Source organism: Nonomuraea longispora, assembly GCF_004348345.1.
Taxonomy (GTDB): Bacteria; Actinomycetota; Actinomycetes; order Streptosporangiales; family Streptosporangiaceae; genus Nonomuraea; species Nonomuraea longispora.
In genome coordinates this window covers 1-25,576 of record NZ_SMJZ01000131.1, presented here as the reverse complement: position 1 = coordinate 25,576, position 25,576 = coordinate 1, and the positions used below count along the sequence as shown (strand labels likewise).

At 67.2% G+C, this 25,576-nt stretch carries 21 protein-coding genes, 1 tRNA gene and 2 pseudogenes; 14 read left to right on the top strand and 10 right to left on the bottom strand.

The window, feature by feature from the left end; genetic code table 11:
• Positions 1 to 137 precede the first annotated feature (137 nt).
• From E1267_RS28910 to E1267_RS28900, 3 genes are all read left to right on the top strand, one after another.
• Positions 138 to 1,160, top strand: coding sequence for a PHP domain-containing protein (locus tag E1267_RS28910; protein ID WP_132336953.1), 1,023 nt, complete (start codon positions 138 to 140; stop codon positions 1,158 to 1,160).
• A gap of 118 nt (positions 1,161 to 1,278) precedes the next feature.
• Positions 1,279 to 2,007 carry a helix-turn-helix transcriptional regulator gene (locus E1267_RS28905; RefSeq protein ID WP_132336951.1) on the top strand — a complete coding sequence of 243 codons (729 nt, stop codon included), beginning with the start codon at positions 1,279 to 1,281 and terminating at the stop codon, positions 2,005 to 2,007.
• 89 nt (positions 2,008 to 2,096) lie between these two features.
• A complete protein-coding gene (locus E1267_RS28900) occupies positions 2,097 to 2,456 on the top strand; it encodes a VOC family protein (protein ID WP_132336949.1) in 360 nt (119 codons plus the stop codon).
• Between the two features lie 136 nt (positions 2,457 to 2,592).
• On the opposite strand, the gene E1267_RS28895 is transcribed toward E1267_RS28900, so the two are convergent.
• The 3 genes from E1267_RS28895 to aceE all read right to left on the bottom strand — a co-directional run bounded on the left by E1267_RS28895 (position 2,593) and on the right by aceE (position 7,791).
• A complete protein-coding gene (locus tag E1267_RS28895) occupies positions 2,593 to 3,381 on the bottom strand; it encodes a maleylpyruvate isomerase family mycothiol-dependent enzyme (protein WP_165959856.1) in 789 nt (262 codons plus the stop codon).
• Between the two features lie 10 nt (positions 3,382 to 3,391).
• A complete protein-coding gene (locus E1267_RS28890; protein WP_132336940.1) occupies positions 3,392 to 4,888 on the bottom strand; it encodes an alpha/beta hydrolase in 1,497 nt (498 codons plus the stop codon).
• Positions 4,889 to 5,043: 155 nt separating this feature from the next.
• Positions 5,044 to 7,791 (bottom strand): pyruvate dehydrogenase (acetyl-transferring), homodimeric type, encoded by a 2,748-nt coding sequence (gene aceE / locus E1267_RS28885; protein WP_132336938.1) that lies wholly within the window; start codon positions 7,789 to 7,791, stop codon positions 5,044 to 5,046.
• Positions 7,792 to 8,402: 611 nt separating this feature from the next.
• Here aceE and E1267_RS28880 point away from each other — a divergent pair.
• From E1267_RS28880 to E1267_RS28850, 7 genes are all read left to right on the top strand, one after another.
• Entirely contained in the window at positions 8,403 to 8,585 is a 183-nt protein-coding gene (locus E1267_RS28880) for a DUF1918 domain-containing protein (RefSeq protein ID WP_132336936.1), read from the top strand.
• Positions 8,586 to 8,594: 9 nt separating this feature from the next.
• Positions 8,595 to 9,002 carry a secondary thiamine-phosphate synthase enzyme YjbQ gene (locus E1267_RS28875; protein WP_132336934.1) on the top strand — a complete coding sequence of 136 codons (408 nt, stop codon included), beginning with the start codon at positions 8,595 to 8,597 and terminating at the stop codon, positions 9,000 to 9,002.
• 117 nt (positions 9,003 to 9,119) lie between these two features.
• The gene (locus E1267_RS28870) at positions 9,120 to 9,545 is read left to right on the top strand and encodes a DUF3052 domain-containing protein (RefSeq protein WP_132336932.1); all 426 of its coding nucleotides are present in this window, start codon (positions 9,120 to 9,122) and stop codon (positions 9,543 to 9,545) included.
• Between the two features lie 24 nt (positions 9,546 to 9,569).
• Positions 9,570 to 10,034 (top strand): peroxiredoxin, encoded by a 465-nt coding sequence (locus E1267_RS28865; RefSeq protein ID WP_132336930.1) that lies wholly within the window; start codon positions 9,570 to 9,572, stop codon positions 10,032 to 10,034.
• A 14-nt stretch (positions 10,035 to 10,048) separates the two neighbouring features.
• On the top strand, positions 10,049 to 10,360 hold the full coding sequence (locus E1267_RS28860) for a hypothetical protein (RefSeq protein WP_132336928.1): 312 nt from the start codon (positions 10,049 to 10,051) through the stop codon (positions 10,358 to 10,360).
• 184 nt (positions 10,361 to 10,544) lie between these two features.
• Positions 10,545 to 11,495 (top strand): ROK family protein, encoded by a 951-nt coding sequence (locus E1267_RS28855; protein ID WP_246064328.1) that lies wholly within the window; start codon positions 10,545 to 10,547, stop codon positions 11,493 to 11,495.
• A 17-nt stretch (positions 11,496 to 11,512) separates the two neighbouring features.
• A tRNA-Val gene (locus E1267_RS28850) sits at positions 11,513 to 11,584 on the top strand.
• Between the two features lie 83 nt (positions 11,585 to 11,667).
• Here the strand turns inward: E1267_RS28850 and E1267_RS48060 are convergent.
• The 5 genes and pseudogenes from E1267_RS48060 to E1267_RS28830 form a co-directional block, all read right to left on the bottom strand.
• The gene (locus tag E1267_RS48060; protein ID WP_425465101.1) at positions 11,668 to 12,186 is read right to left on the bottom strand and encodes a tyrosine-type recombinase/integrase; all 519 of its coding nucleotides are present in this window, start codon (positions 12,184 to 12,186) and stop codon (positions 11,668 to 11,670) included.
• A gap of 313 nt (positions 12,187 to 12,499) precedes the next feature.
• Positions 12,500 to 12,805 (bottom strand): annotated as a pseudogene (locus E1267_RS48055) (site-specific integrase); the annotation flags it as partial.
• Positions 12,805 to 13,779 (bottom strand): annotated as a pseudogene (locus E1267_RS28840) (replication initiator); the annotation flags it as partial. The pseudogenes E1267_RS28840 and E1267_RS48055, both read right to left, overlap by 1 nt.
• Before the next feature lie 69 nt (positions 13,780 to 13,848).
• Positions 13,849 to 15,552, bottom strand: a complete 1,704-nt coding sequence (locus tag E1267_RS28835) for a pentapeptide repeat-containing protein (RefSeq protein WP_132336926.1) — start codon at positions 15,550 to 15,552, stop codon at positions 13,849 to 13,851.
• A gap of 1,010 nt (positions 15,553 to 16,562) precedes the next feature.
• Positions 16,563 to 17,234, bottom strand: coding sequence for a tyrosine-type recombinase/integrase (locus tag E1267_RS28830; RefSeq protein ID WP_281283719.1), 672 nt, complete (start codon positions 17,232 to 17,234; stop codon positions 16,563 to 16,565).
• An 881-nt stretch (positions 17,235 to 18,115) separates the two neighbouring features.
• On the opposite strand from E1267_RS28830, the gene E1267_RS28825 reads away from it, so the two are divergent.
• Positions 18,116 to 19,330 (top strand): helix-turn-helix domain-containing protein, encoded by a 1,215-nt coding sequence (locus E1267_RS28825; protein ID WP_132336924.1) that lies wholly within the window; start codon positions 18,116 to 18,118, stop codon positions 19,328 to 19,330.
• Between the two features lie 30 nt (positions 19,331 to 19,360).
• Entirely contained in the window at positions 19,361 to 19,837 is a 477-nt protein-coding gene (locus E1267_RS28820; protein WP_246064326.1) for an NUDIX domain-containing protein, read from the top strand.
• A gap of 398 nt (positions 19,838 to 20,235) precedes the next feature.
• On the opposite strand, the gene E1267_RS28810 is transcribed toward E1267_RS28820, so the two are convergent.
• Positions 20,236 to 20,820, bottom strand: coding sequence for a GNAT family N-acetyltransferase (locus tag E1267_RS28810; protein WP_132336921.1), 585 nt, complete (start codon positions 20,818 to 20,820; stop codon positions 20,236 to 20,238).
• Between the two features lie 117 nt (positions 20,821 to 20,937).
• On the opposite strand from E1267_RS28810, the gene E1267_RS28805 reads away from it, so the two are divergent.
• Together E1267_RS28805 and E1267_RS28800 are read left to right on the top strand one after the other, a co-directional pair.
• The gene (locus E1267_RS28805) at positions 20,938 to 21,435 is read left to right on the top strand and encodes an Imm21 family immunity protein (protein ID WP_165959855.1); all 498 of its coding nucleotides are present in this window, start codon (positions 20,938 to 20,940) and stop codon (positions 21,433 to 21,435) included.
• Between the two features lie 313 nt (positions 21,436 to 21,748).
• Positions 21,749 to 24,970, top strand: coding sequence for a S8 family peptidase (locus tag E1267_RS28800; RefSeq protein ID WP_165959854.1), 3,222 nt, complete (start codon positions 21,749 to 21,751; stop codon positions 24,968 to 24,970).
• A 427-nt stretch (positions 24,971 to 25,397) separates the two neighbouring features.
• Here the strand turns inward: E1267_RS28800 and E1267_RS48050 are convergent, their stop codons facing one another.
• The gene (locus tag E1267_RS48050) at positions 25,398 to 25,562 is read right to left on the bottom strand and encodes a VOC family protein (RefSeq protein WP_425465100.1); all 165 of its coding nucleotides are present in this window, start codon (positions 25,560 to 25,562) and stop codon (positions 25,398 to 25,400) included.
• Positions 25,563 to 25,576: the final 14 nt, after the last annotated feature.

The window sequence follows — 25,576 nt, the reverse complement described above, 5'->3', positions numbered from 1 at the left end:
GCGGAGGGGAGTGGTGGGTGGGCGGCGGTGGTGCCATCAAGCTCCTGCTTTCATGGGCCGATCACTCTAGCGGCGGCGACCGTCCGTGTTCAATGAGTAATTAGTGCATCTCGATTTATTTCGGCTATGGAGGATGTATGGATCCGGTCCTGGCCCTGCGCGAGATCGCCTTTCTGCTGGAACGCGCCGGCGAGCCGACCTACCGTGTACGGGCGTTCCGCCGCGCCGCCGCGGTCGTCGCCGACCTTCCCGAGGACGAGCTCGCCCGGTTGGTCCGCACCGGTGGCCTCGCCGACCTGCCGGGCATCGGCAAGGTCACCTTTCTTGTGGTCAACGAAAGTTTCGAAGGTCAGGTTCCGACCTACCTGCGGCGGTTGCGCGCAACGGAGGGGGTCGAGCTCGACGCCGAGACCGCCGCGCTGCGCGGCGCGCTGCGAGGTGATCTGCACAGCCACTCCGACTGGTCGGACGGCGGGTCGCCGATCGAGGAGATGGCCGAGACCGCCGCCCGGCTCGGCCACGGATACCTGGCGCTGACCGACCACTCCCCTCGCCTGACGGTGGCCAAGGGCCTCTCGGCCGAGCGCCTGGAACGCCAGCTCGCGGTGGTGGCAGAGCTGAACGAGCGCCTGGCCCCGTTCAGGATCCTGACCGGCATCGAGGTCGACATCAATCCGGACCGCTCGCTCGACCAGGACAGGGAGCTGCTCGAACGGCTTGACGTGGTGGTGGCGAGCGTGCACTCCAAACTCCGGATGGACTCCGGCGGCATGACACGCAGGATGGTCACCGCCGTCGCCGACCCCCTCGTGGACGTGCTGGGGCACTGCACCGGCCGGGTGGTGCGGGCCGGCGGGCGGCGCGGAGAGCGCAGGCCCGAGTCGGAGTTCGAGCCGGAGCTGGTCTTCGAGGCGTGCCGACGGTTCGGGGTGGCGGTCGAGATCAACTCGCGGCCCGACCGGCTCGACCCGCCCAAGCGGCTGATGCGGCTGGCGTACGAGATGGGGTGCGTGTTCGCGATTGACTCCGACGCGCACGCCCCCGGGCAACTCGACTGGCAGCGGTACGGCTGCGAGCGGGCCGCCATGTGCGGTATCGAGGCGGAGCGGATCGTCAACACCTGGCCCCTGGACAGGCTCCTCGACTGGACCCGGGCCTGACGGTTCCCCGGGCGCCCTCCCCCCGGCCGTCAGATCTTTGTAGTCGTACGGTGAGGCAGGGGTTGCCGGGCGCCGCGGGGGCCCGCGATTGTCGGTCGCCCGGCGTAGCGTCGCGGCTGTGAACCGTACCGACCGGCTCTACGCGCTCGTCGAAGACCTGCGCGCCATCGCGCCACGCTGCCGCTCCGCCCGCGAGCTCGCCGAGCGGTTCGAGGTGAGCGTGCGCACGATCGAGCGCGACATCACCGCGCTGCAGGAGTCCGGCGTCCCGATCTACGCCCAGCAGGGCCGCAAGGGCGGTTACGCGATCGACAAGAAGATGTCCCTTCCCCCGCTCAACTTCAGCCCCGCCGAGGCGGTGGCGATCGCGGTCGCCCTCAGCCGGGCCGGCGACCAGCCCTTCGGCCGCCAGGCCCGCAGCGCGTTACGCAAGGTCGTGGCGGCGATGCCGGGGCCCGAGGGCGAGCTCGCCCGTGAGCTGGCCCGGAGGGTGCAGCTCGTCCAGCCGCCCGACCAGCCCGACGCCGGCGTCCAGCCGCTCGGCGCCGAGGGCATCTCCCGCGCCATCGAGGAGGCGCTGCTGCGCCGCCGCGTGCTCCGCCTCGACTACGCCGACGCCAAGGGCGCGCTGACCACGCGCGACGTCGAGCCGGGCGTGTTCCTGGGCGGGCGTGGCGGTTTCTGGTATCTCGTGGCCTGGTGCCGGCTCCGCGACGACGTACGCGTCTTCCGCCTCGACCGCATCGCCTCCGCCGCCGTCACCGCCGAGCGCTGTCCCGAGCGCCCGCTCGAAGGGTTCGCCACCGACGTGCCCGAGATGGTCGTCCACGGCACCGCGCTCGACTGAACATCCGATCGAAAAATCAAGAGGAAACACCGACATAGGGTTGTCGCCCGGCCGTTAGATCGTTGTCCTGTTCGACAGATGAGGAGACGATGATGGACAACACGGTGACGTGGTTCGAGGTCGCGACCGACGACCCCGAGGGCGCCCAGCGTTTTTACGGCGGCCTGTTCGGCTGGCAGTTCACCGGTGAGGGCGGCCCGATCGACTACCGCACGATCAGCGGGCCGGGCACCGGCGGGCCGATGGGCGGGCTGTTCAACACCAAGGGGGAGTTCCCCGACCATGCGATCTTCCACGTTCAGGTGGCTGACGTCGAGGCGACCTGCGCCAAGAGCGAGTCGCTGGGCGGCAAGGTGGTGATGAAGGTGATCGACGACGGCGCCGGCACCGACTTCGCCTATGTGAGCGACGTGTCCGGCAGCGTCTTCGGAGTCTTCCACCGCAGGTGATCATCCGGGCGCTGGCCGGGGAAGCGCCTTCCCCGCGACCACCGGCCCCGCCACGGGCCGCTCTGCGCGGAGCGGATCACCTTGACGCCCTGGACACGCCGCCGATCGCCGAGCGGCGGCGCGTCCAGGGCTCTCGTCAGAAGTCGACGGCGGCCAGCCAGCGGTCGAGAAGCTCGCGGTCGCCGTGCACGGTCAGGTCGCCGGGTGAGCGCCTGCCATAGATCATGAGCAGCAGCTCCGACACCGGGCCCTGGACCGCGGCGTCGCCCTTCGCGTGGCCGCGCGCCCAGGTGATCTTCCCGGTGGGGCCCTGCGTGATGGTCCACTCGCCCTCGCCGTCGCTCGCGTGCAGGTGGATCGTGGCCCCCTCCATGCCGAGCCCGGCCAGTGACCGGGTGACCCAGACGGCGTGCGGCAGGTTGTGCAGGAACTCCTCGACGCCGTCGGTGGCGACCCCCGCCGGGACGACCGGGTCGAGGCCGAGCGCGAGCTCGGCGTCGACCCGGTGCACCACCAGCTCGAAGTGCATCCGGCGCGGCCACCACGCGGCCCGCCGGTCCGGGCCCCACGTCCACACCTCCAGCTCGGGATCGGTGGTGCGCAGCGTGTCCAGCAGCTCGGCGGCTCCCTCCATCAGCCAGGCGGCGTCGCCGCTCTGCCCCTCGGCCAGCCCGCTCGGCACCTGCCGCGACCAGATCTTCTCCCGCACCTGATCGCGCAGCACGTGGACCGCCCAGCGGTGGGTCCGGCCGACGTGGGTGATCAGGTCGGCGATCGTCCATCCCGGGCACGTCGGCACCGGGACGGACAGGTCACCGGCCAGGGCCGCCAGGCGCGCGGCCTCCGTCTCGATGTGGGCGATCCGCCCGCCTCCAGCGCCGTTCTCCGTCGCCTGGTCCGCGCTCCGCGCGTTGTTCTCCGTCACCTGACCCAGCCTAGGCCGCCGGGCACGTGACGCCCTGCTGCGGGACCTTGCCGTCGATCAGGTACGTGTCCACGAGCTCGTGCACGCACTTGCTGCCCGACAGGTACGCCCCGTGCCCCTCGCCCTCGTACGTCACCAGCGTGGCCGTCCCGAGCTGCGAGGTCAGCTTGGGCGCCCACTGGTACGGCGTGGCCGGGTCTCCCTTGCCGCCCACCACCACGATCGGCGCGGACCCGGTGGCGTCCACGCGCCGCGCCTGGTCGCTGCCCTTGACCGGCCAGACCCGGCACAGCCCGCCCGAGCCCTCGCTGCCGAACAGCGGCGAGATCTTCAACGCGGCCGCCTCGGTGCGCCGCAGCTCGGCCTCGCTGGGCCGCTCGGCGGTGTCGGCGCAGGTGATGGCGGGGAAGCTCGTCATCTGCGTGGAGTAGGTGCCGTCCTCCTTGCGCCCGGTGTAGTTGTCGGCGAGGTAGAGCAGCGCCTCACCGTTGCCCTTGAGCCCCTCGCTGAGCGCCTGCTCCAGGAACGGCCAGGTCAGCTCGGAGTAGAGCGCGGCGGCCACGGCGGTGGAGGCCAGCCCCTGCGTCAGCGTGCGGCCGTGGACGTTCAGCGGCTTGGTGGTCAGCCGCATGAGCAGGTTCTCGACGTTGCTGTTGGCGGTGGCCTCGTCCTTGCCGAGCGCGCACGTGGACTTCACGCACGACCGCAGGAAACTCTCGTACGCCTGCTGGAAGCCGCGCGTCTGCGCCAGCGTGCGCTGCTCGAACGAGACGGTCGGGTCGAGCGGCGCGTCGAGCACCATCCGGCCCACGTTGTGAGGGAACTCGGTGGCGTAGACGGCGCCGAGCTGGGTGCCGTACGACATGCCGACGTAGTTGAGCTTGGAGTCGCCCACGGCGGCGCGGATGCGGTCCATGTCGCGGGCGGCGTTCACGGTGCCGACATGGGGGAGGATCTTGCCGGAGTCGCGCTCGCAGAGCTCGGCGAACCTCTTGTTGGCCGCCGTGGTGCGCCGGCGCGTCTCCTCCCCGGGGGGCAGCGTGTTGAGCGAGGTGAACGTCTCCAGCTCGGAGGCGTCGCCGCAGCGTACCCCGGAGCTGCGGTCGACGCCGCGCGGGTCGAAGCTGATCAGGTCGTAGCGGGTGCGCAGCGTGGTGAGCGCCTTGGCCGCCTGGTCGAGCGTGTCGACGCCGGACGCGCCGGGGCCGCCGAAGTTGAACACCACGGATCCGAGCCGCTTGCCCTTGCCGGTGGCCGGCAGCTTGATCAGCGCCAGGTTCAGCTGCTCGCCTTCGGGCTTGGAGTAGTCGAGCGGCACCGCGAGCGTGCCGCACCGCACGGAGGCGTCCTGGCGGGCGGGAGGTTCACCGTCGGGGCGCTCGAGGTCGGTGCAGGCCCCCCAGTCGATCGTCGCGGTTTCGCCGGGAGCGTCCGTGGCGGGTTCGGCGGGGGCGGTGGAGCAGCCCGTGGCGGTCACGAGCAGGGCGGCGGCTAGGACACGTCGCATATCGATGGATCTTCCCCTCGTCTCTCAGGGGGAAGTAGTGCCCACAATACGTGACGGTGCACCAAACCCGGGTGAGGCGGCGCGTATCCACCCTGGTCGCGCCGCGACGACGGCGCTCCCGCGAGGACCTCGCGGGAGCGCCGTGATCGGACGGTTCAGACGCCCATCGACTGGGTGTCGTTGCTCTCGGCACCGCCCGCCTCGGTGACGCCGTTCTTCAGGTGGTAGCGGGCGATGGCCTCGCGCAGCACCTCGCCGCCGAGCTCGCCCTGCCCGACCAGGCTGGACAGCACGGCCAGAGTGATCGACGCCGCGTCCACGTGGAAGTGGCGGCGCAGCGCCGAGCGGGTGTCGGACAGGCCGTACCCGTCGGTGCCCAGCGAGGACCAGTCACCCGGCACCCACTGCGCGATCTGGTCCTGTACGGCCTTCATGTAGTCGCTGACGCCCACGAACGGCCCGCGCGCCTGCGACAACGCCTGCGTCACGTAGGGCACGCGCCGCTCGGCGTCGGGATTGAGGAGGTTGTGCTCCTCGCAGGCCAGGGCCTCGCGGCGCAGCTCGGTCCACGACGTCGCCGACCACACGTCGGCCGACACGCCCCAGTCCTCGGCGAGCAGCCGCTGCGCCTCCATCGCCCACGGCCCGGCGACGCCGGAGGACAGGATGTTGGCCTTCGGGCCCTGCGTCTGCGGCCCTTCGGCGAACTTGTAGAGGCCCTTGAGCAGGCCCTGCACGTCGATGTGCGCGGGCTGCGCCGGCTGCAGGTAGGGCTCGTTGTAGACGGTCAGGTAGTAGAAGATGTCCTCCGGCTGGTCGCCGTACATCCTCCTGAGGCCGTCCTTGACGATGTGGGCCACCTCGAACGCCCAGGACGGGTCGTAGATGACCGCGGACGGGTTGGTCGAGCCGATGAGCGGCGTGTGGCCGTCCTCGTGCTGCAGGCCCTCGCCGTTGAGCGTGGTGCGGCCGGCGGTGGCGCCGAGCAGGAAGCCGCGCCCCATCTGGTCGCCCATGGCCCACATCTGGTCGCCGGTGCGCTGGAACCCGAACATCGAGTAGAAGATGTAGATCGGGATCATGTGCTCGCCGTGGGTGGCGTACGACGTGCCGGCGGCGATGGTCGAGGCCATCGAGCCCGACTCGCTGATGCCCTCGTGCAGGATCTGCCCCTGCACCGCCTCCTTGTACGACAGCAGCAGTTCCCTGTCGACGGCCTCGTAGGTCTGGCCGTGCGGCGAGTAGATCTTCGCCGTCGGGAACATGGCGTCGAGGCCGAACGTACGGGCCTCGTCGGGGATGATCGGCACGAACCTGTGGCCGATCTCCTTGTCGCGCATGAGGTCCTTCAGCAGACGCACGAACGCCATGGTGGTGGCGACCTGCTGCTTGCCCGAACCCTTCTGGAAGGTGGAGTAGACCTCGTCGCCGGGCAGTTTGACCGGCTTGGCGCGGACGACCCGTTTGGGCAGCACACCGCCGAGCGCGGCGCGGCGCTCCATCATGTACTGGATCTCGGGGTCGTTCTCGCCCGGGTGGAAGTAGGGAGGCAGCTCGCCCTCGAGCGCGGAGTCGGGGATCGGCAGGTAGAGCCGGTCGCGGAACTCCTTGAGCTCGGCCTTGGTGAGCTTCTTCATCTGGTGGGTGGCGTTGCGCGCCTCGAAGTCCTTGCCCAGCGTCCAGCCCTTGATGGTCTGGGCGAGGATCACGGTCGGCTGGCCGACGTGCTCGCGGGCCGCCTTGAACGCGGCGTAGACCTTGCGGTAGTCGTGGCCGCCGCGCGACAGCTTGCGGATGTCGTCGTCGGTCAGGTGCTCGGCCATCTTGCGCAGGCGCGGGTCGGAGCCGAAGAAGTGCTCGCGGATGTAGGCGCCCGACTCGACCGAGTAGGTCTGGAACTGGCCGTCGGGCGTCGTGTTCATCTGGTTGACCAGGACGCCGTCGACGTCGGCCGCCAGCAGCGGGTCCCAGTCGCGGCCCCACACGACCTTGATGACGTTCCAGCCGGCGCCGCGGAAGTAGGACTCCAGCTCCTGGATGATCTTGCCGTTGCCGCGGACCGGGCCGTCGAGCCGCTGCAGGTTGCAGTTGATCACGAACGTCAGGTTGTCGAGCTCCTCGCGCGCCGCCAGGCCGATGGCTCCGAGCGACTCGGGCTCGTCCATCTCGCCGTCGCCGAGGAACGCCCACACGTGGCTGCGGCTGGTGTCCTTGATCTGCCGGTTGAGCAGGTAGCGGTTGAACCGCGCCTGATAGATCGCGCCGATCGGGCCGAGGCCCATGGAGACGGTCGGGAACTCCCAGAAGTCAGGCAACAGCCGCGGATGGGGATAGGAGGGCAGCCCGTGGAAGCCGTGCGACAGCTCCTGACGGAACGCGTCGAGCTGGGACTCGTTGAGCCGGCCCTCGAGGAAGGCGCGGGCGTAGATGCCCGGCGCGGCGTGCCCCTGGAAGAAGACCTGGTCGCCCGACTCGCCGTGGTCCTTGCCGCGGAAGAAGTGGTTGAAGCCCACCTCGTAGAGCGAGGCGGCCGAGGCGTAGGTGGCGATGTGCCCGCCCACGTTGGTGCGGGCGTTGGCCCTCGACACCATGATGGCCGCGTTCCAGCGGATGTAGGCGCGGATGCGGCGTTCGACGTGCTCGTCACCCGGGAACCACGGCTCGCGCTCCGGCGGGATCGTGTTGATGTAGTCGGTGCTGCGCAAGCCCGGCACGCCGACCTGGTGCTCGCGGGCCCGCTCGAGCATGCGGAGCATGAGGTAGCGGGCTCTGGTGCGGCCTTCGGTCTTGACGACGTTGTCGAGAGACTCGAGCCACTCGTTGGTCTCACTGGGATCGACATCAGGCAACTGGCTGGGTAGGCCGTCGCTGATGATCGAGAATCGCTGGCGTCCGGAAGCCACTGGGTCTCGCCTTCCGAGGTGGACTGATGACTGGTCTGGGTCGCCTTCCATCCTGGTCGCTAGTCGGAGAAAACGCATCTCTACTCGCCGGTAACCAGGGTGTCCCTGCTGGCAGGAGGGGTGCCGATGGCCTAGACCACCGATGGTAGGACGAATCTCGCCACAGGTTACATCCCAGGAGCAAATTAACAAGACAGGAAAACTGACGAAATTTCGCTCAATGTCTTGAGGTGGTCCCGGGTCGTCGGCGTCGTTACGGGAAACCTGCCCCGGAGGGGCTGGGGTACACGTCCTGGCGCCGTGCCGCGCGAGTCTAGCCTCTTGCCCTGCGCCTCCCGGCAGGGGGCGGGTGGTCGTACCCGCCGAGAGGGGGTGTCTCGCGCGCGCGTATAGACGCGCGCGTATATAGAGACGTGTGCGAGGGCCGGCGTCGCGTCGGCGGCGCTTGTTGTTCGCTCAGAGGGGAATCGGGGTCCGGCACGCCGGTCGCCACGGTGCGCTCCACATAACGTTTTGGTCATCATTCGTCTTGCCCGAGCTTGGCGGGCAAAAAGTCCCTTGTCTCCGGATACGGTCTTTTCCTGCGGCCTTCGGAGTATCAGTCTGGAGGTATGAATGCGACGGTAGGCGACCGGCTCCTGGTGCACGGGAATACCGTTGGCGAAAGGGACCGGATCGGAGTAATCGTGGAGGTCCACGGCCCGGACGGCGGGCCTCCCTACATGGTGCGGTTCGATGACGGCCACACGGGGCTGGTGTTTCCCGGTCCTGATGCGGTCGTTGTCCCTAAGTAAGATTTTCCTGTGAGATCTGAAATCATCTCTGTGACCACCGGTTCACGAGAGACGGTGCACGACATCACGGCCGAATGCGCCGACTTCGTGCGAGGGCAGGGCGGAGATGGTCTGCTGCACATTTTCGTGCCGCACGCCACCGCCGGGGTCGCCCTGCTCGAGGTGGGCTCGGGCAGCGACGACGACCTGCTCACCGCGCTCCACGACCTGCTGCCGCCCGACGACCGATGGCGTCACGCCCACGGTTCGGCCGGGCACGGAAGGTCACATGTGATGCCCGCGCTGATCCCGCCCTATGCCACGATCCCCGTGCTGGGCGGGAGAATGGCGCTGGGCACCTGGCAGTCGGTGGCGCTGGTCGACCTGAACATCGACAACCCGCAACGCCAGGTTCGCCTGTCGTTTTTGTCTGATTGATTCTGGCCGACCACGGCCGTACCCGTGGCGACCGTTGACGACCGAGGGTCACAGCGTGTGGACTGTGCCGAAGCGATAAACCGCATAAGCGGGGCCACTCAAGCAGGAGGGATAAACGTGAGCGCGACCGCGGGTCAGGCGCAGGGCGAGCGCGGCCTGGCCGAACGACTCGGCCTCAAGCCGGGTCAGGTGGTGCAGGAAATCGGTTGGGACGAGGACGTCGACGACGAGCTTCGTGACTCCATCGAAGACCTGACCGGCAATGAGCTGCTGGACGAGGAGAGTGACGACGTCGTCGACGTGGCGCTGCTGTGGTGGCGCGACGGCGACGGAGACCTCTTCGACGCACTGACCAACGCCATGCGATCACTCGCCAAGGGCGGCCAGATCTGGCTGCTGACTCCCAAGGCCGGGCGCGATGGCCACGTGGAGCCGAGCGACATCGGGGAGGATGCCACGACCGCGGGTCTCTCGCAGACCAGCAGCATCTCCGCCGCCCCCGACTGGTCAGGCACGAGGCTCGTGACGCCCAAAGGACGGTAGGAGCCCGAGCGCCCGTACGGCAGGATGGTTCACGTGAACGCACATCCTGCCGAGGTCGGCGCCCAGGCTCCTGATTTCGAGCTGCAGGACCAGCACGGCACGCCGGTGCGCCTGTCCCAGTTCCGGGGCGCCAATGTCGTGCTGGTCTTCTACCCGCTTGCCTTCAGCGGGATCTGCCACGGCGAGCTGTCCGCGTTGCGCGACAACCCGCTCGACGGGGCACACCTGCTGACCGTCTCGGTCGACTCCATGTTCACGCACCGCGCATGGGCGGATCGTGAGGGTTACACGTTCGCGCTCCTCTCCGATTTCTGGCCACACGGACAGGTCGCGCGGGCGTACGGTGTCTTTGATGAGGCGAAGGGGCTCGCGCTACGGGGGACCTTCATCATCGACGGCGAGGGCGTGATCCGGTGGAAGGTGGTCAACCCGACCTCCACCGCACGTGACGTCGCCGACTACGTGAAGGCACTCGCCGACATTTCCTGACTTCGGAGGAAACCATGCCCTGCTACCGCTGCGGGGCCCGGCAGACCGACCCGGTGCGCGGCGCCAGCCCGTGGCAGCGCGGGGTGCGCGACGAGTCCCAGGTGCTGATCTGCCCGGACTGTCAACGGCTGCACGACCACGACCTGGAGTCGTGCTCCACCTGCGGGTCCACGACGCTGATCTGCCGGCTCGGCGAAGTGGAGTGCCGGTCCTGCGGGGCCGTGCGGATGGCCCGCTCCGACACGCTCACCGTCTCGGTGCCGCCTCCGCCTGGGCTCTCCGCGGAGGTGGAGGCCGCACTCAACAGGGTGCTCGGACGCGCCTGAGCCGCTGCTGGGTCGCGCCTGAGCCGTGCCTGCGCGGCCGATGGTAGGGCGTGGCCTCTTGGGTGGCGGTCGCGCGCTCGCGGGCCCGTACGCGGGGCTGGGGCGCTTCGGGGCCGCACGCCACGGTCGGCGCTTCCATGAGAACTGTCCGGACATTTGCTGAGCTGCGCTATCGTCTCCTTCCGTGTCCGCAAAGAGTTCGTTCGTCGTAGCGCTCGACGTCGGTGGCACGTCCATGAAGGGCGGCCTGGTCAGCGAGTCCGGCGCGGTGCTGCTGAGCGAGCGGCGCCCGACCCCACGGGAGGAAAGCCCGGAGGCGGTCGTGGCCGCGATCTCGGGTTTCATCGCCCACCTGGCTGGCTCGGGCGAAGGCGTCCCGGCGGGCGTCGGCCTGGCCGTACCCGGACTGGTGTCCGACAATTCAGCCGTCTACGCCGCCAACCTGGGCTGGCGCGACGTCCCCGCCACGGACTTCACCACTCTGGACATCCCCGTCATGCTGGGGCACGACGTACGCACAGGCGGGCTCGCGGAGAGCATCCTCGGCGCGGGCCGCGGCGTCTCCGACTTCCTCTTCCTGCCCATCGGCACCGGCATCGCCGGCGCCTCGATCGTCCACGGAGAACCGTACGGCGGCTCCGCCGGCTGGGCCGGCGAGATCGGCCACACCCCCGTCTTCCCGGACGGCGAAGAGTGCGCGTGCGGCCAGTTCGGCTGCCTGGAGACGTACGCCTCGGCCGCCTCGGTGGGGCGGCGCTACAGCGAGCGGGCGGGCGTGGAAGGCGCCAAGGCCGAACAGGTGGTCTCCTCCGACGACCCGATCGCCATCGAAGTATGGGACGAGGCCGTGGAGGCCCTGTCGCTGGCGCTGGCCACGTACACACTGCTGCTGGACCCCTCCCTGATCGTCCTCGGCGGCGGCCTGGCCGAAGCGGGCCCCGCCCTCTTCGACCCGGTACGCACCCGCCTGGTCAAGCGCCTGGCCTTCCGCGACGCCCCACCCCTGGTGCCTGCGGCGCTCGGGGTGGACGCGGGGATGCTGGGGGCCGCCCTTCTCGGGTGGCGCGCGGCAGGCCGTCCTGAGCTGGGTCCGGAGTGGACGGTGGATGTGCGATCGGCGCCGATGGTGTCGTAAGGTGTAGTGCCGATCAGGGGCGGTTAGCTCAGCGGTAGAGCACTCGCCTTACAAGCGAGGGGTCACTGGTTCGAAACCAGTACCGCCCACCTGCGAAAACAGCCCCGTCTCCCACCTGGGAAAACGGGGCTCGTGCCATTAACGTGCCATTAGCCGACGCTGGCGATCTTGCTCAGCGGCCTCTCGCCTTGGGCGGCAGCGCCTCTGTGATCTTGCTGTTCATGGTGTCAGCGATCTTGCAGTCCGCTTCCGCAGTGCTGTGCTGGTAGATCAGCGCGGCTCGGACGGAGTCATGGCCCATGCGCTGCATGAGATCTTTGAGGCTCGCGCCGGAGCTGGCAGCGATGGTGTTGCCGGTGTGTCGGAGATCGTGGAAGTGCAGGCCCGGGAAGCCGATCTTCCTGGTGCTCTTGTCCCACTTGGCCGCGCGCCGGAAGTTGCTCCGGCGCAGGATGCCGCCCCGGGAGCCGGTGAAGATCAGCGCGTCGGCTTCTGGGCCGGTGAACTGGTCGAGGTGATCGCGGAGCGCTGGAAGGATCGCTTCCGGGATGGCGACCGTACGGACTCCCGCGCGGGACTTGGGCGGGCCGACGAGGAGTTCGCCCGTGTCCAGCTCTACATGCTGTTGCCGAACGCTGACCGTGCGGGGCCGCGAGGTCCAGGTCCATCCGACGCAGAGCCGCCACCTCACCCCAACGCAGGCTGGCGAAAGTGGCGATGAGGACCAGGGCGCGCAGGCGTACGGGCATCAGGTCGGCCAGCTCGAACACCTTCGCCATGGTGAGGACCGGCCGCTCCTCCGGCTGCTCCTCGCCCGCGCCCCTGATACGGCACGGGTTGCGGGGGATGATCTGATCGTCTGCCGCCGTCATGAGCACGGCCCGCAGGAGCCGATAGGCCTTGGCCACCTCGGACTGGCCGACGCCGTTGCCGAGAAGCAGGACGCGCCACTCGCGGATCGCAGCCGTGTCCAGCTTGCCGACGGGCACGCCGCCCAGGTGGGGGCTGATGTAGCGCTTGAGCAGTCCCCTGTAGATCTCGACGGTACGAGGCCGGAGGTTCGTCCGTTCAGTGATCCACTTGTCCGCGTAGTCGCCGAGCTTGACCTTGGCACGCTGTGGATCGGTCCAATCGCCGGTGATCAGCTTGGCCTCGATCAGCGAAAGCGCCTTTTCGGCGTCGCGCTCGCGGGCGTAGGTAGTCTCACCCATGCGGAGCTTGCCGTCAGGGCCGGGGTAGCGGATCTGGAATCGGCCGGACGGGAGTTGGCGGATGCTGCCGAAGCGCCGCTTGCCTGGCTTGTTCGCCATCAGGCCGCCCGCCTTTCGTCCTCGGTTGCCGAAAGATCTTGTCCGGATGCTCTGGCCTCCAGCTCGCGGAGGTGGGCTCGCCAGCGTTGGCGTTCATGGACCGACCGGAGGAGCCGGACGGCGAGCGGTGGCACGTTGGCGTCTCCAGCCGGGACCGGTCTCCAGACGTAGCGGTGCGGGTCGGTAGGTTCGTCGGCCTGGCCGAGGGCTTCCAGGACCCAGGTGCGGCGGTCCTGCTTGTGTTCGGCGAGGGTCTTGTTGCTCCACTTACGGGAGACCAGGACGCGGCGTCCGGCGTAGCCGAGGTGTTCGGGCTTGTGGGCCTTGCCACGGCAGCGGCCGGGCAGCATGCCGGGCTTGGCGCCCTTGGGCTGGACGCCGTAGCGCAGCCAGTTCGGGCAGGCGGGGGAGCAGGGCTCGTAGCGGAGGGCGTCGAGCATGCGGGCCGCGTGCTCTTGTTGGGCCTGGCCGCCGTTGAGGGCGTCGCCGATGGACTTGGTGAGGTACTTGGACAGGTAGCGAATGCACTGGTCGGCGTCGGGCGTTCCGGCGAGAACGCCTTGGACGTCCACTTGATCGCCGAAGCGGATGACGTGGAGGGGGCCGGCGTCCTCGTCGAGGGCCTCGTCCCAGGTGGGCAGAACTTCGCCGGTGGCCGGGTCCAGGTAGCCAGTGCCGTCCTGCCACGTAGGCAGGTGATCGCCCTCGAAGCGCACCTCGTCAGCCTGTGGCCACCACACCTGGTGATAGGTGGCGGCAGCTATCTGCTTGATCTCCGCGCGGGGCAGGGTGCCTCGGATGGCCATGTGCAGGTGCGGGGCGAGGCGCTTCTGGGGCTCCACAGAGGCGAAGTACTGCACGTCATAGCCCGCGACGCGGCGCAGGTTCTGCACGAAGCGGTCCACGAGCTTGGAGAAGTGCAGCGCGTCCCGAGCAGCGCGCCGGTAGTCGTAGGTGTCCGGATCGATCGGGAGACTAGTCTGACGCATGTATTCATGTGCGTCCATGGATGAGCCATTCAATGGCGGCCAACCATCTTACGGCTAGTTTCCGCGCTTGAGGCGGCCGCGAATCGCCAGTATTGCCAGCCCTATAAGGGCTGGCTCGACAATCCTTGATGCCATCTCGATGTACGTCCCAGTTCTGGTGAGATCTTGCCCGCTGGAACGGAATACCGCAGAGTTGAGTGTTATGTTAATTGCCTTCTCAAGGCGTTCGCTGGTGAATCTTACTCCGCTCGGATTTTTGGGAGCTTGCTTTCCAATCTCGAGTGTGACTCTCCGTCCAGAATCAAAAATGGTCCCAATTGCCTCCTGCTTTGGAGAGCTTTGAGGAAGGCCGAAACCCATCAGCAAAATAATTGTGATGGTCATGGAGATGCCAAGCCATGCAAAGGCGCGTGAGGCGCGGAGACCATAGCCCGATAGCAGCCAGTAAGCTTGCAATAGCCAGCGTTCTGGCATTCGCCACTCTTGGCTATGGCGACGCATTTCCATCTCGCCATAATAAAAGTCGTTGGCGCCCGGCTCGTCTTTGGCGTCTTCTCGACTCTTGCGAAGTTGTCTATAGATGGTCGCCAATGCGGCGAGCCCGGGAACATTCCGCTCGTGATCTGGGGGATCGCCCCATCCAGATTTTAGCGGTCGTGAGTGTCTACGAAGTGCGCGCCACTGGCGCTCCTCTTCAATTACCTTTCGTCTTGTCCATCTGAATGGCGTCAATCCGATGCGTTCGCGCGGTGGCTCATTGAAAGCCCACGCACCTTCAAGTCGAAGCTTATCCAGGTTGAATGCTCCGGTGAATCGGCAACGCGTCAAGTCTATATCGATCAGTGTGAGATTGCTCGTATCAACGCTACTCACATCGATTAGCATTACGCGTGGATCGCCGGCTAATTGTTCAGGCTCTTCCAGAGGATCGTCGAAGATCCCCCGGAAGGGGCGATTAAGGGCAATCAGGCTTGTTGGGCCGGCAAGGATCGCGCCCGACATGTCCACGGCCGCGTAGCGGAGAATTAGAGTAGCTCCTGTCTCGAATCTGGTTTCTCGCAGATCAACTCCGCGTACGCAGGCTCGTATCGTGGTGGGGGATCGAAGGATTGCGCGAGTAAAACTGGCTTCTCCGTGAAAGATGGCTGTACCCTCTATGAAACCGGACACGTCAGTCTTGTCAAAAATTGAATTCTTCTGAAAAGTGGTTCCATCCCAAGTCAGATCATGCCCAACACGCAATCCTTCGAAATCTACTCGGTCGAGAAAACGACAATCCAATAAAATTACTTCACGGTTGGAGATCGTGTAAAAACATTGGACATCTTTAGTGAATGACGAATTGCGAATGGAGAAATCGCCCTCAATTGTCATGTTCGACAGATAGGTGGAGCCGGACACTGTCATATCATAAATTTCGAGTTCGCCATCTATCTTGCAACTTCTCAGTATGAGTGATCCATTAATGGTGCCACAGCGAGCAATTCTGAGACGATCGCCGATCTTCGAGCCTGTTAAGTCCAGTCCGCCACCCAGTGTCGCACGATAGAAGTCGACGCCTTCCGGTGCTTCGATGGAGCTTGCTTTAATTCCTTTCTCTAGTTGCGCTCCTTCGAGATCTACATAAGAAGACGTCTTCAGGTTGGAGAAATCGGGCTCCGTAGGGAAGCGAGAATACCTCAAGTCTACAGGGCCATCAATTTCAGCCTGCCTCAGGGAGAGGTGCCCGAAGTTAGGGTGACCATCCTGCTCGCTCACGGACTGCTTGATTCTTTCTAGGGTCTCCTTGGTTAGCCGCGTCTTTCCTAGGTATATTTTCGATCCCGGCCCTATCTGTGTAAGCCATGCTTCAAATTCTTCCTCGGATGCATGCGTGAGGCATTTATCGCAACCATAGCTTGCTTGATCCGCCTTGCAATCGTCCAAGATGCATAGCGGCCATGTCGGCCTTTTGTGAACGGGCATGCCTTGATTCTGCACCGATGACCTTGGAACTGCAGCAGATACACACCATTTCGTTGTCATGCTTCGCTCTTGCCGAATCGTGCTCATAGGGATCAAGCGGCGGCGCGGCGCGCCGCCGTACCCCCGGCCCTCCGCCCGCCCGCCGTCCGGGCGTGCGGCCTGGGGGCCGGTCCCGGACGGTGGCGGGACACCGGGCCGGGCACCGCACGCCGGCCCCGCCGTACCGACCGAACGCTCCGGCCAGGGTTGCCGCGCCGCCGCACAGATGCAGCCCTTACGATCGCCACAGCGCGGCTGGTCCCTTGCATGGCTGGGGGCGATCGAAGGTCCAGGGTTCGTTCCTCACCCTGGTCCACCGGGCAACGTGGCTGATCGTGGTGCCGATCTGTCGCTCTGTCGCTGCCTTGGAAAGTCAGCGCGTACGTGACACGGGGTGCGTGCCATTCGGGTGCCATTCAGCGACCCCAGTACGGTGGAGAGGCCCTGATCAATCGGCACGGCCGCAGGCGAGAGGGGCATGATCACCGTGCCATTAGCGTGCCATTAGCTCTGGCAGGGTGGCTTCCAAGGCGGTGAGGACCGCGCAGGGCAGCCCAGGCCAACGGCACGCGCAGTCGATCATGGCTCGTTACAAGCGAGGGGTCACTGGTTCGAACCCAGTACCGCCCACCTGCGAAGACACTGGATCTTTGATCTTGAAAACGGCGACTGAGTGACTAAGTGAGTGACTAAGTGAGTGACTAACTCCCGAAGATCTTGTCCATCGCCGCAGCTCCTTGCATGATCACGGGCCTGATCTGGTGTCAGTAGACCGTCTCGGTGACCACCGTGTTGGAGTGGCCGACCAGGCGCGAGATGTCCTCGACGGGGACGCCGGAGTCTGACAGCACGGACACAAAGCTGTGCCGTAGCTCGCGAGGTGACCACTCCCGTCCAGTGAGCCCTGCCGCCTCGACGACCTTGCGGAAGTCGCGCCGTACGTTGTGGGCCGTGACGGGCGTTCCCGTCCGCGTGCAGAACACCAGGTCCGTGTCCTGCCATCGGTCTCCTGCCTTCTCCCGCGCGACGTCCTGGGCGTCCTTGAGGAGGCGCAACGCGTCCACGCAGCGCCTGAGCGACCGGCGGGACTTCACCGTCTTGGTGTCGCCCTTCTGCCGGACGGACCGCCAGACGTAAACCGCGAAGTCGCTGTGCTCCCAGCCTGCCTGGGCCACCGGCAGCCAGGCGGCACGACTCTGGTCGTACGCCACGACGTGCGACCAGAGTAGCGCCCGCAGCTCCTTCGTACGAGCGCCGATCAGCAGGGACAAGACGATGTAGGCCCGCATGCGCTCGCCGCTCTTCTCCGCCTGCGCGAGAACGGCGAGCGCTTGGGCCAGCGTCAGGGCCTTGGACGGACGACCTGACGTCTTTCGCTGGGAGAAATTCTCCGTCCGAAGTGGACTGTTTCTGTACAGCTTTAACGCATATCGCACAAGCCCGCTTCGTCGTGGGCGTGAACGGGATAGACCAACCGCAGATGGGCAAAGGGTATACCTCCTGCCCGCACAGACTGTCCTTGGTGTCCGCACGAACTGCGTGCGGTATCGCCTCACGGCCTGATCCCGACAGACCGAGGCGATAGTCGGCGTAAACGGTGTCTGATTCGGTCTGCACGGAGCAGATGAGCAGGTCGTCCCACTGGACTGGCCAGCGCCGCACTCCGTTTGGAAGGTCGGCCCAGTTGGCTTCCAGTTCTACGAGCGCCAACGTCCCACTACGCAGGACCTCCGCCACCGTTCCGCGCTGCCCGATCAACAAATCTCCAACGGCCCGAGTGCGGGCGGGACTGTGGAGCATGCCCACGATTTCGACTCGACATCCCAACTTCTCGCGAGCTTCTTTCACTGAGGGCTCGCCTCCCTGGTCTCCCGGCGTAGATCGCGGATCCTCTCCGAGAGGGGGTGTCTTCGCTGGAGGTCCGCGTAGCGGAAGGCGACCCGTCGCGCGGCTCTCGACGGTTCGATAGCCGGATGACGGGCGTACAGCACCCGTTTGCAGTAGTCGTCCCAGCCTGCCCGCCACCAGTACCAATCGCCATCGCACCAGATGACGAGCCCGACCCACACCGACACCAGGCTCAGACCGTAGCCGTCATGCACGTCTGCGGATACGCCGTGAGCGGCAAGGGCGTCGGCCAGGGCGCGGGCAGCGTGCTTCTCTGGCGTGGGGTGTCGGTTCGGCGGTTGCATTAGTGGCCTCCCATCACGTACGGCAGTGACGTAGCGTGACGGTATGTGTCGGCTGAGCTGTGAGGCCGGAAAGAAATTCAGGGGTCCGTCGTAGGCATCCGATGAGGATGAGGTGCATGCGAGGAATGACCAGCAATCTGTCCATCGGCCAGCGCGTGGCCTGGTACCGGCGACGGCGTGGGATGTCTCAAGACGTACTGGCCGGGCTGGTGGGACGGACCACCGATTGGCTGAGCAAGGTGGAGAACGACCGCATCACCTTGGATCGTCTGTCCGTCATCAAGTCCCTGGCGAGCGTTTTGGATGTGTCCCTCGGTGATCTGCTGGCTGAGCCACACCTGTTCGAGTGGACGGACGGAAGCGGCGAACAGACCATCCCCGCACTACGCGCCGCAATCACGGACTATCGGCAGCTCTCGCCGATGGCCGGGCTCGTGGAGAACACGGAACCTTCCAGTCAGGCCGACCTGCGACGTGCTGTTGCCGAGGTATGGCGGGCGTACCAGGGAGCCCGATACAGCTACGTGATACGGACTCTGCCTGGACTCCTGGGGGAGGCGCATCATGCTGCGCGCGCAGCGAACGGTGACGCGCGCATGGCCGCATTGGGAGTGCTCGGGCAGGTCTACCACGCCGCTGCCAGCATCCTGACCAAGGTGGGTGAGGCTGATCTCGCGTGGATCGCCGCTGAGCGGGGACTGTCCTTCGCACGGCAATCCGGTGATCAGCTCGTGACAGCCTCATTGCTTCGCTCTGTGACCCACGCCCTTCTGTCCAACGGCCGTTACGAGGCAGCCAAGCAGCTCACGATGGACGCCGCCAACCTGCTGTCTCCTGACCTCCCGCACGCCACGGCTGAGCTGCTTTCGGTGTACGGCACGCTGTACCTCGCTGGGTCGATGGCGGCGGCGCGAGACGACGACCGCAGCACGACACGCGCGTTCCTCGCCGAGGCACAGGAAGCGGCGGTGCGGCTCGGCAGTGACGCCAACCATGTCTGGACCGCGTTCGGGCCGACGAACGTCCGTATCCATCAGGTGGCCACGGCGATCGAGCTGGGAGACATCCAGGTGGCTGTGGAACTCGGACCGAAGCTGGATACCAGCGGGCTTCCGATCGAACGTCGCGCTCGTCATGGCCTGGCCGTGGCGCATGCCTTGAGTCTGTGGAACCGTACCGATGACGCGATGGCCGCGCTGTTGGAGGCCGAGACCATCGCTCCCGAGCAGGTGCGCCATCACTACCTCAGCCGCCAGCTCACGATGTCGTGGATCAGAAGGCAGAAGGGCAAACCCAGTTTCCAACTCACAGCTCTCGCCCGGCGACTGCACATCGTTTGAAGGCAGTCCCTGTGGCGTATGGTCGGGGCTGTGAACGATCAGGAAGCTCCGCCGTTCGCCCAGGCTCGTGCTGCCGCCGGTGCGCTGTTCTTCGATGACAGCGGTCGTGTGCTTCTCGTCCGTCCTACATACAAGCCCTCCATGGACATCCCAGGCGGGTACGTCGAGCCGGGGGAGACCCCGTACGAGGCGTGCATTCGAGAGGTGCAAGAGGAACTGGGCATTCAGCCGGCCGTCGGTCGCCTCCTCGTGGTCGATTGGGCGCCTCTCCCGAAGGAGGGCGACAAGGTCCTGTTCGTGTTTGACGGCGGCACCTTGGACGGCGAGTTGATCAAGCAGATCAGGTTCATGGACAACGAGCTGAGCGCCTACGAGTTTCATACCATCGAGGAACTGGACGGGCTGTTGATCGAGCGGCTTGCTCGTCGCCTCAAAGCCGCCGCCGCTGCACGCGAGCTTGGCAAGACCGTCTATCTGGAGCACGGCCAGGCCGTTCCCACTGAGTGACTATCCGAGTGACAACGGCCCAGGACGAGCGCGGACGGTCGAGGACCAGGGGGGAACGTTCGCCGAGGTGGGACCCCGAATCACCCGAGGTCCCACCTTCTCGTGGCGAGCCTTACAAGCGAGGGGTCACTGGTTCGAACCCAGTACCGCCCACCTCGTGGAACAGCCCCGTTGCCGATCATGGAAACGGGGCTTCGTGTCATTAGCGGGCCATTAGCTCTGTTGGATCTTCACGTTCATGGCGTCGGCGATCCTGCGGTCGGCCTCTGCGGTGCTGTGCTGATGAATCATCGCCGCGCGGACCGATGGCTCACCGAGTAACGTGACTCGCCGGTGCCGCTCTCCGGGCTCGCGGCGCGCATGGTGACGGGCTGTCCGGAATCTCCGTAGCTCCTCACTCAAACGCCTCGGATGCAGGCGTGCAGGTGCATGTCGTGTCGGCCGTCGTCATGCACGGCGGCGCTTCGCTTGGTGCCTTCCAGAAGGTAGCCGGACTTTGTGGCCACCCGGCAGGAGGCGGCGTTGCGCGTCGAGTGGTCCAACTCCAGGCGGTGGAAGCCGATCTCCTCCAGGGCCCAGGCAGTGAGCGTCGTGAGGGCACGGGAGGCCACGCCGGCACCGCGGGCGGCCGGGAGCACCCAGTACGCGACGCCGGCTGTGCCGTCGTCGAAGTCCGGGCCGCGTAGGGCGATCCGGCCGAGCACCTCGCCGCCGTCGCGCGTGACCGCCCAGTGACCGCCCTTCTCCCGCTCCCAGTCCTGCTGATAGGTGTCGAACCACTGCAGGACCTGGGTCTCGCCCGAGGGGCGGCGCGTGTGCCAGCGCCTGATCTCGTCGTCCCGGTAGGCGGCGAGGAACGCCGGTGCGTCGGCCCGTTCCCAGGGACGGAGCAGCACGCCGCCGGAGGCGGGTAGCACGGGTTGCGGGGAGTCAGCGAGGGAGCCGGAGGGAATGACGGGCGGTGTCGACAGGACCCTGGTCATACGCCATGATCGCTTGACGGCGACCGCGCACGTCAAGGCCGCATTCCCCCTGCGTCGGCTTGAGGGCGGTGGTGGTGTGTGATCTCATCGCCGCAGTCATCCGGGCAAGAGGAGGTTGTGCAGATCTGGGCGGAGTCGTCGGGTGGGCCGTTGGTACTCGTGGCGGAGAAGGCGCTGAACGAGTGGACCGGTGCGAGGGGTGACGACTACGAGTTGGCATGTGCGGTCGACGACTGTGGAGTGATCCGGTTCGGCGCAGGCGAGCCGGCCTTGGTCTTCTGGGACGAGCCCACGAGTATCACGTACTTCCAGCGGCTGAGAATGTTCGTGCAGTGGGTCTACGGCGATCCCGACTGCGACGTGGAGCAGGCGGTGTCGGACCTGGGCGATGTCGCTTGGGAGCAGGGTCCGGCCATGGACTTCGGTGGGTCGATGGTGCTGCTCGATGCCGCCGTACCGGGAGCCGAGATCCAGATCGACCAGGTACGGGGCGCCATGGACGCGGAAGCGATCAGCGTGGAGATCGTGCCGGGCCGGTATCGGGTGGATTGTGGGGAGGTCAGGCCGGACGAACACACGTGCTTTCGTTGCTACCGCCTCGTGGCGGTTGCCTAGAGCGACTCTGGTCATGCAGCCTGTCCATTGCCTGAAGCGGGTGATCATGTTGGATCGGCTCGGATGAGGTCTCCAGCCGCATGCCGGCGACTTCTCGGCCCGAGAGCAGGGACACCAGGTTGTGTCGGTGGGCCTTGCCGGTGAGGTCGGCGCGCTACTTGCTCGCGCCGCGGTCCGCAACCGCCCACTCACCGGCTGTGGGGTCCGGGCGTGGTGTCGTACATGCGCCATGACTGATGACGCCACCCGAGCTGCTTGATCGTGCAAGCGCTCCCCTGCTTGACTCCTCATGCCCTATGAGGAGGAAACGACTATGTTAGCCAGAACGCTCCTTGCGGTGGTCGCGCTGGCGATCCCCCTGGCCGTGGTCCCCCCGGCCGTCGCGGACACTCCACCGACCGACCCGGCCGCCGCCAAGAGCGTGACGCTGATCACCGGAGACCGCGTGACCGTGGACGGTGACCGGGTCGGCTTCGAGGCGGGTCCCGGCAGGAAGGACGTCCGGTACGTCACGGAGGGCACCAAGGACGACTGGACGCTCATCCCGCTGGACGTCGCCGGCGACGTGGCCAGGGGCGTGCTGGACCGCAGCCTCTTCCAGGTTCCCCGCCTGATCGCGGCCGGGCTGGATGACGGCTCGGTCAAGGGACTGCCGCTGATCGTGCAGTACCGGGACGGGGCCGCGCCCAAGACGTCCTTGGCGGGCGCCCGTACGCTGACCTCGATCAACGCCGTGGCGGCCACGGCTCCGCGCGAGCGGGCCGTGTGGGCACAGCTCGGGCAGGACAGCTCGGTGGCGAAGGTGTGGCTGGACGCGCCCGTCAAGGCCTCGCTCGACCGCAGCGTTCCGCGGATCGGCGCGCCCGAGGCCTGGCAGACCGGGTTCACCGGTGAGGGCGTCAAGGTGGCCGTTCTGGACACCGGCGTCGATGACAAGCACCCTGACCTCGCCGGCCGGGTGGAGGCCGCCCAGAACTTCACCGACAGCGAGGACGCCGTCGACCGGAACGGCCACGGCACCCATGTCGCCGCCACGATCGCCGGCCAGGGGGCCGCGGGGACGCCCGCGCGCAAGGGCGTCGCGCCTGGAGCCCGGCTGCTCAGCGGCAAGGTGCTGGACGACCGCGGCAGCGGCAACGCCTCCGGCATCATCGCCGGCATGGAATGGGCCGCCCGGCAGGGCGCCAAGATCGTCAACCTGAGCCTCGGCCACCCGGACGAACCCGGACTCGACCCGCTGGAGCAGGCCGTCGAACACATCTCCGCCGACAGCGGCGTGCTCTTCGTGATCGCCGCGGGGAACGACGGGCCGGGCGCGAGCACGCTCGGCAGCCCGGGCAGCGCCGACTCGGCGCTCACGGTGGGCGCGGTGGACTCCGAGGACGAGCTCGCCGGATTCTCCAGCCGCGGCCCTCGCGTGGCGGACTTCGCGATCAAGCCTGACCTGACCGCCCCCGGCGTGGACATCACCGCCGCCCAGGCCGGTACGACCGGCCACATCGCGTACTCCGGCACCTCGATGGCCGCCCCGCACGTCGCCGGCGCCGCCGCCATCCTGGCCCAGCAGCACCCCGACTGGACGTGGCAGCAGCTCAAGGCGAGCATGGTCGGCTCGGTCAAGCCGGGTGGGCCACTCACCGACAACGGCGCCGGGCGGGTGGACATCGCCAAGGCCGTCAAGCAGACCGTCGCCGCCGACACGGGCACGTTGTCCTTCGGGCACCTGCGCTGGCCGTATGACGACGAACCCATCGAACGCACCCTCACCTACCGCAACTCCGGCACCGCGCCGGTCACACTCGACCTTGCTCTGGAAGCGCCCGAGGGCGTGTACGAGCTGGGCGCGACGCAGGTGACCGTCCCCGCGAACGACACCGCGGCGGTCACCGTCACCGCGCAGGTGAAGTCGTCCCGTCCTGGTGCCTTCCCCGGGCGCATCACCGCGACGGGCGGCGGCGTCACCGTCTCCACCCTGGTCAACCTCTCCACCGAGGTGGAGAGCTACGACCTGCACGTGAAGATGATCGACCAGCTCGGTACGGTCCCCGACCGTCCGGACGACTTCATGCCGATGACGCTCATGCCGGAAGACGGCGGCCCTCTCATCAGCATCGGCGTCAACCACGGCGACAGCGAGGGACCCGTCCGCGTGCCCGCGGGCCGTTACCTGGCCTATGCCGTGCTGCGCACCAGGTTCCCCGACGGTCACCAGGAGCTGAGCGTGGTGCCGGTCCCCGGACTGGAGGTCAAGGCGGACCGGGAGCTCGTCTTCGACGCCCGCGACGCGAGGCTCCAGAACGTGGAAACCGACCACGACGATGCCAGGACGGCCGGAGAGACCTTCACCTTCATCCAGGACCGCCAGGACGGCCGGCAGTGGGGGGCAAGGTTCTCCCTCGACCGCTTCTCGCTGCCGCGGAACGTCCCGCCCGATCCGCTGCGTTTCCGCGTGTCGCCCACCAAGGGGAAGGCGCGCGGGTTCCGCTTCGAGATGTTCAGCCAGCTTGCGGCCCTGCGCCCGGACGGCACGTTCACCGACACGCCCTACCAGTACAACCTGCTGCTGCGCAGGGAGGGATCCGTGCCGGGCGCGTTGCGGGTGCGTGATCGCGAGCTGGGCACCGTACGAGCACACCTGGCCACCCTCCGGGCCGACGCCACGGGGGCGTTCGGCGCGGGACCCGTCACCGACGGCCCCGTCGGTTCCTACACCTCGTGGAGCCAGGCGGTCGTGTCGCTGCCGGCCACGCCGACCTGGTACTTCACGCCAGGCGTGCCGTGGCGGCGCTCCATCGAGACGATGCCGTCCGGGCGACTCCACCAGACCGACGAACACGCCGAGGCCGACTCCTACCGGGCCGGCCGTACCGAGAAGGAGCGGTGGAACACGGGCGTCGTCGGCCCGGCCCTGCCGGGCAACGCCACCGTGACCAGGAACGACAAGGCCGTCACCATCGCGCGCGTACCGCTGTGGCACCCGCCTCTTCCCGGCCGCTCTCTCATGAGCAGCAACTACGGCGGCGGCACCACGACGCTCCTGCGTGACGGCCAGGTCGTGGGAACGGCCGACAAGCTACCCGGCACGGTGGCCTTCCCCGTCGAGTCCGGTCCCGGGCGTTTCCAGCTGGTGCTGGACGGCACGGTCAGCCCCAGTGCCAGCGAGCTGTCCACCAAGGTCAGGACGGAGTGGTCGTTCACCTCTTCGGGTGCCGGTCCTGTGCCGCTGTTCGTGCTGCGTGCCTCCCCCGAGCTCGACCTGCACAACGCGGCCAGGCCCGGGGTCCTCGTGCTGCCCCTGCGGCTGGAGCGCATGACCGGGGCGACGCGGCCACTGTCCCGCATCGGTGTCGAGGTGTCGCGTGACGGTTCCTCCTGGCGCAAGGCCATAGTCGTGCCCACCGGCAAGGACACCTGGAAGGCGATCGTTCCGATCCTTCCCCGCCAGGGAGAGTTCGCGTCGCTCCGCCTCACGGCGCGCGACACGGCGGGCAACACGGTCAGGCAGACCGTGGAGCGAGCCTTCCGCGTGCGCTGACGCCTCATTCGGTACGTGGCGAGGAGCATGTACTCTCCGACGGCTTCGTCCTGGCCGAACCGCTGCCTCCGCTGCCTGGCCGGGCATGGGCGACGGCGCCGTGAGAGGGCATGCTCGGCTGCGCCGTCGGGGTTCGCCTCGTCGGGCCCGGAGGGGCGGGTCGGGAGACGCGCCGGTGTCGTCCCATGGCCCGCCAGGCGTGGCCTGGATGAGCTCGATGAAGGCGGGACCATCGGCGGAGAAGGCGATGCGGTGGTCCCAGTCCCCGATGCGCCCGTCGCGGGGCCGGCGCCAGGTGACCGCGGCGGCGGACAGGCCGCTCATCGCTGCTTGTAGATCAGGAACGGCGAAGCGGACGTGGTAGGAGGTTGACATCGGGTACTGATGCTCCCGGGTCGAAGAAGCCGAAGACGAAGCAGGCACGGCTTCACTGAGTGGGTGCCTCGGCGAGTGAGAGGCTGTTTCCATCCGGGTCCAGGACGGCCACGTGACGTACGCCGTTGCTGTAGGTTTCCACCGGTTCGTGGGTGATGCCGCGGGCAGCCAGGCGGGCCAGGATGTCGTCGAGGTCGCTCACCCCGAGCGTGATCACGGCACCGCCCACCC

What these genes read in the sequence shown, in the direction of transcription:
- E1267_RS28910 (WP_132336953.1), top strand. Translation starts at nt 138, where the DNA reads ATGGATCCGGTCCTGGCCCTGCGCGAGATCGCCTTTCTGCTGGAACGC.
- E1267_RS28865 (WP_132336930.1), top strand. Translation starts at nt 9,570, where the DNA reads ATGGTTCACGTGAACGCACATCCTGCCGAGGTCGGCGCCCAGGCTCCT.
- E1267_RS28890 (WP_132336940.1), bottom strand. Translation starts at nt 4,888, where the DNA reads ATGCGACGTGTCCTAGCCGCCGCCCTGCTCGTGACCGCCACGGGCTGC.
- E1267_RS28860 (WP_132336928.1), top strand. Translation starts at nt 10,049, where the DNA reads ATGCCCTGCTACCGCTGCGGGGCCCGGCAGACCGACCCGGTGCGCGGC.
- E1267_RS28825 (WP_132336924.1), top strand. Translation starts at nt 18,116, where the DNA reads ATGACCAGCAATCTGTCCATCGGCCAGCGCGTGGCCTGGTACCGGCGA.
- E1267_RS28810 (WP_132336921.1), bottom strand. Translation starts at nt 20,820, where the DNA reads ATGACCAGGGTCCTGTCGACACCGCCCGTCATTCCCTCCGGCTCCCTC.
- E1267_RS28800 (WP_165959854.1), top strand. Translation starts at nt 21,749, where the DNA reads ATGTTAGCCAGAACGCTCCTTGCGGTGGTCGCGCTGGCGATCCCCCTG.
- E1267_RS28880 (WP_132336936.1), top strand. Translation starts at nt 8,403, where the DNA reads ATGAATGCGACGGTAGGCGACCGGCTCCTGGTGCACGGGAATACCGTT.
- E1267_RS28900 (WP_132336949.1), top strand. Translation starts at nt 2,097, where the DNA reads ATGATGGACAACACGGTGACGTGGTTCGAGGTCGCGACCGACGACCCC.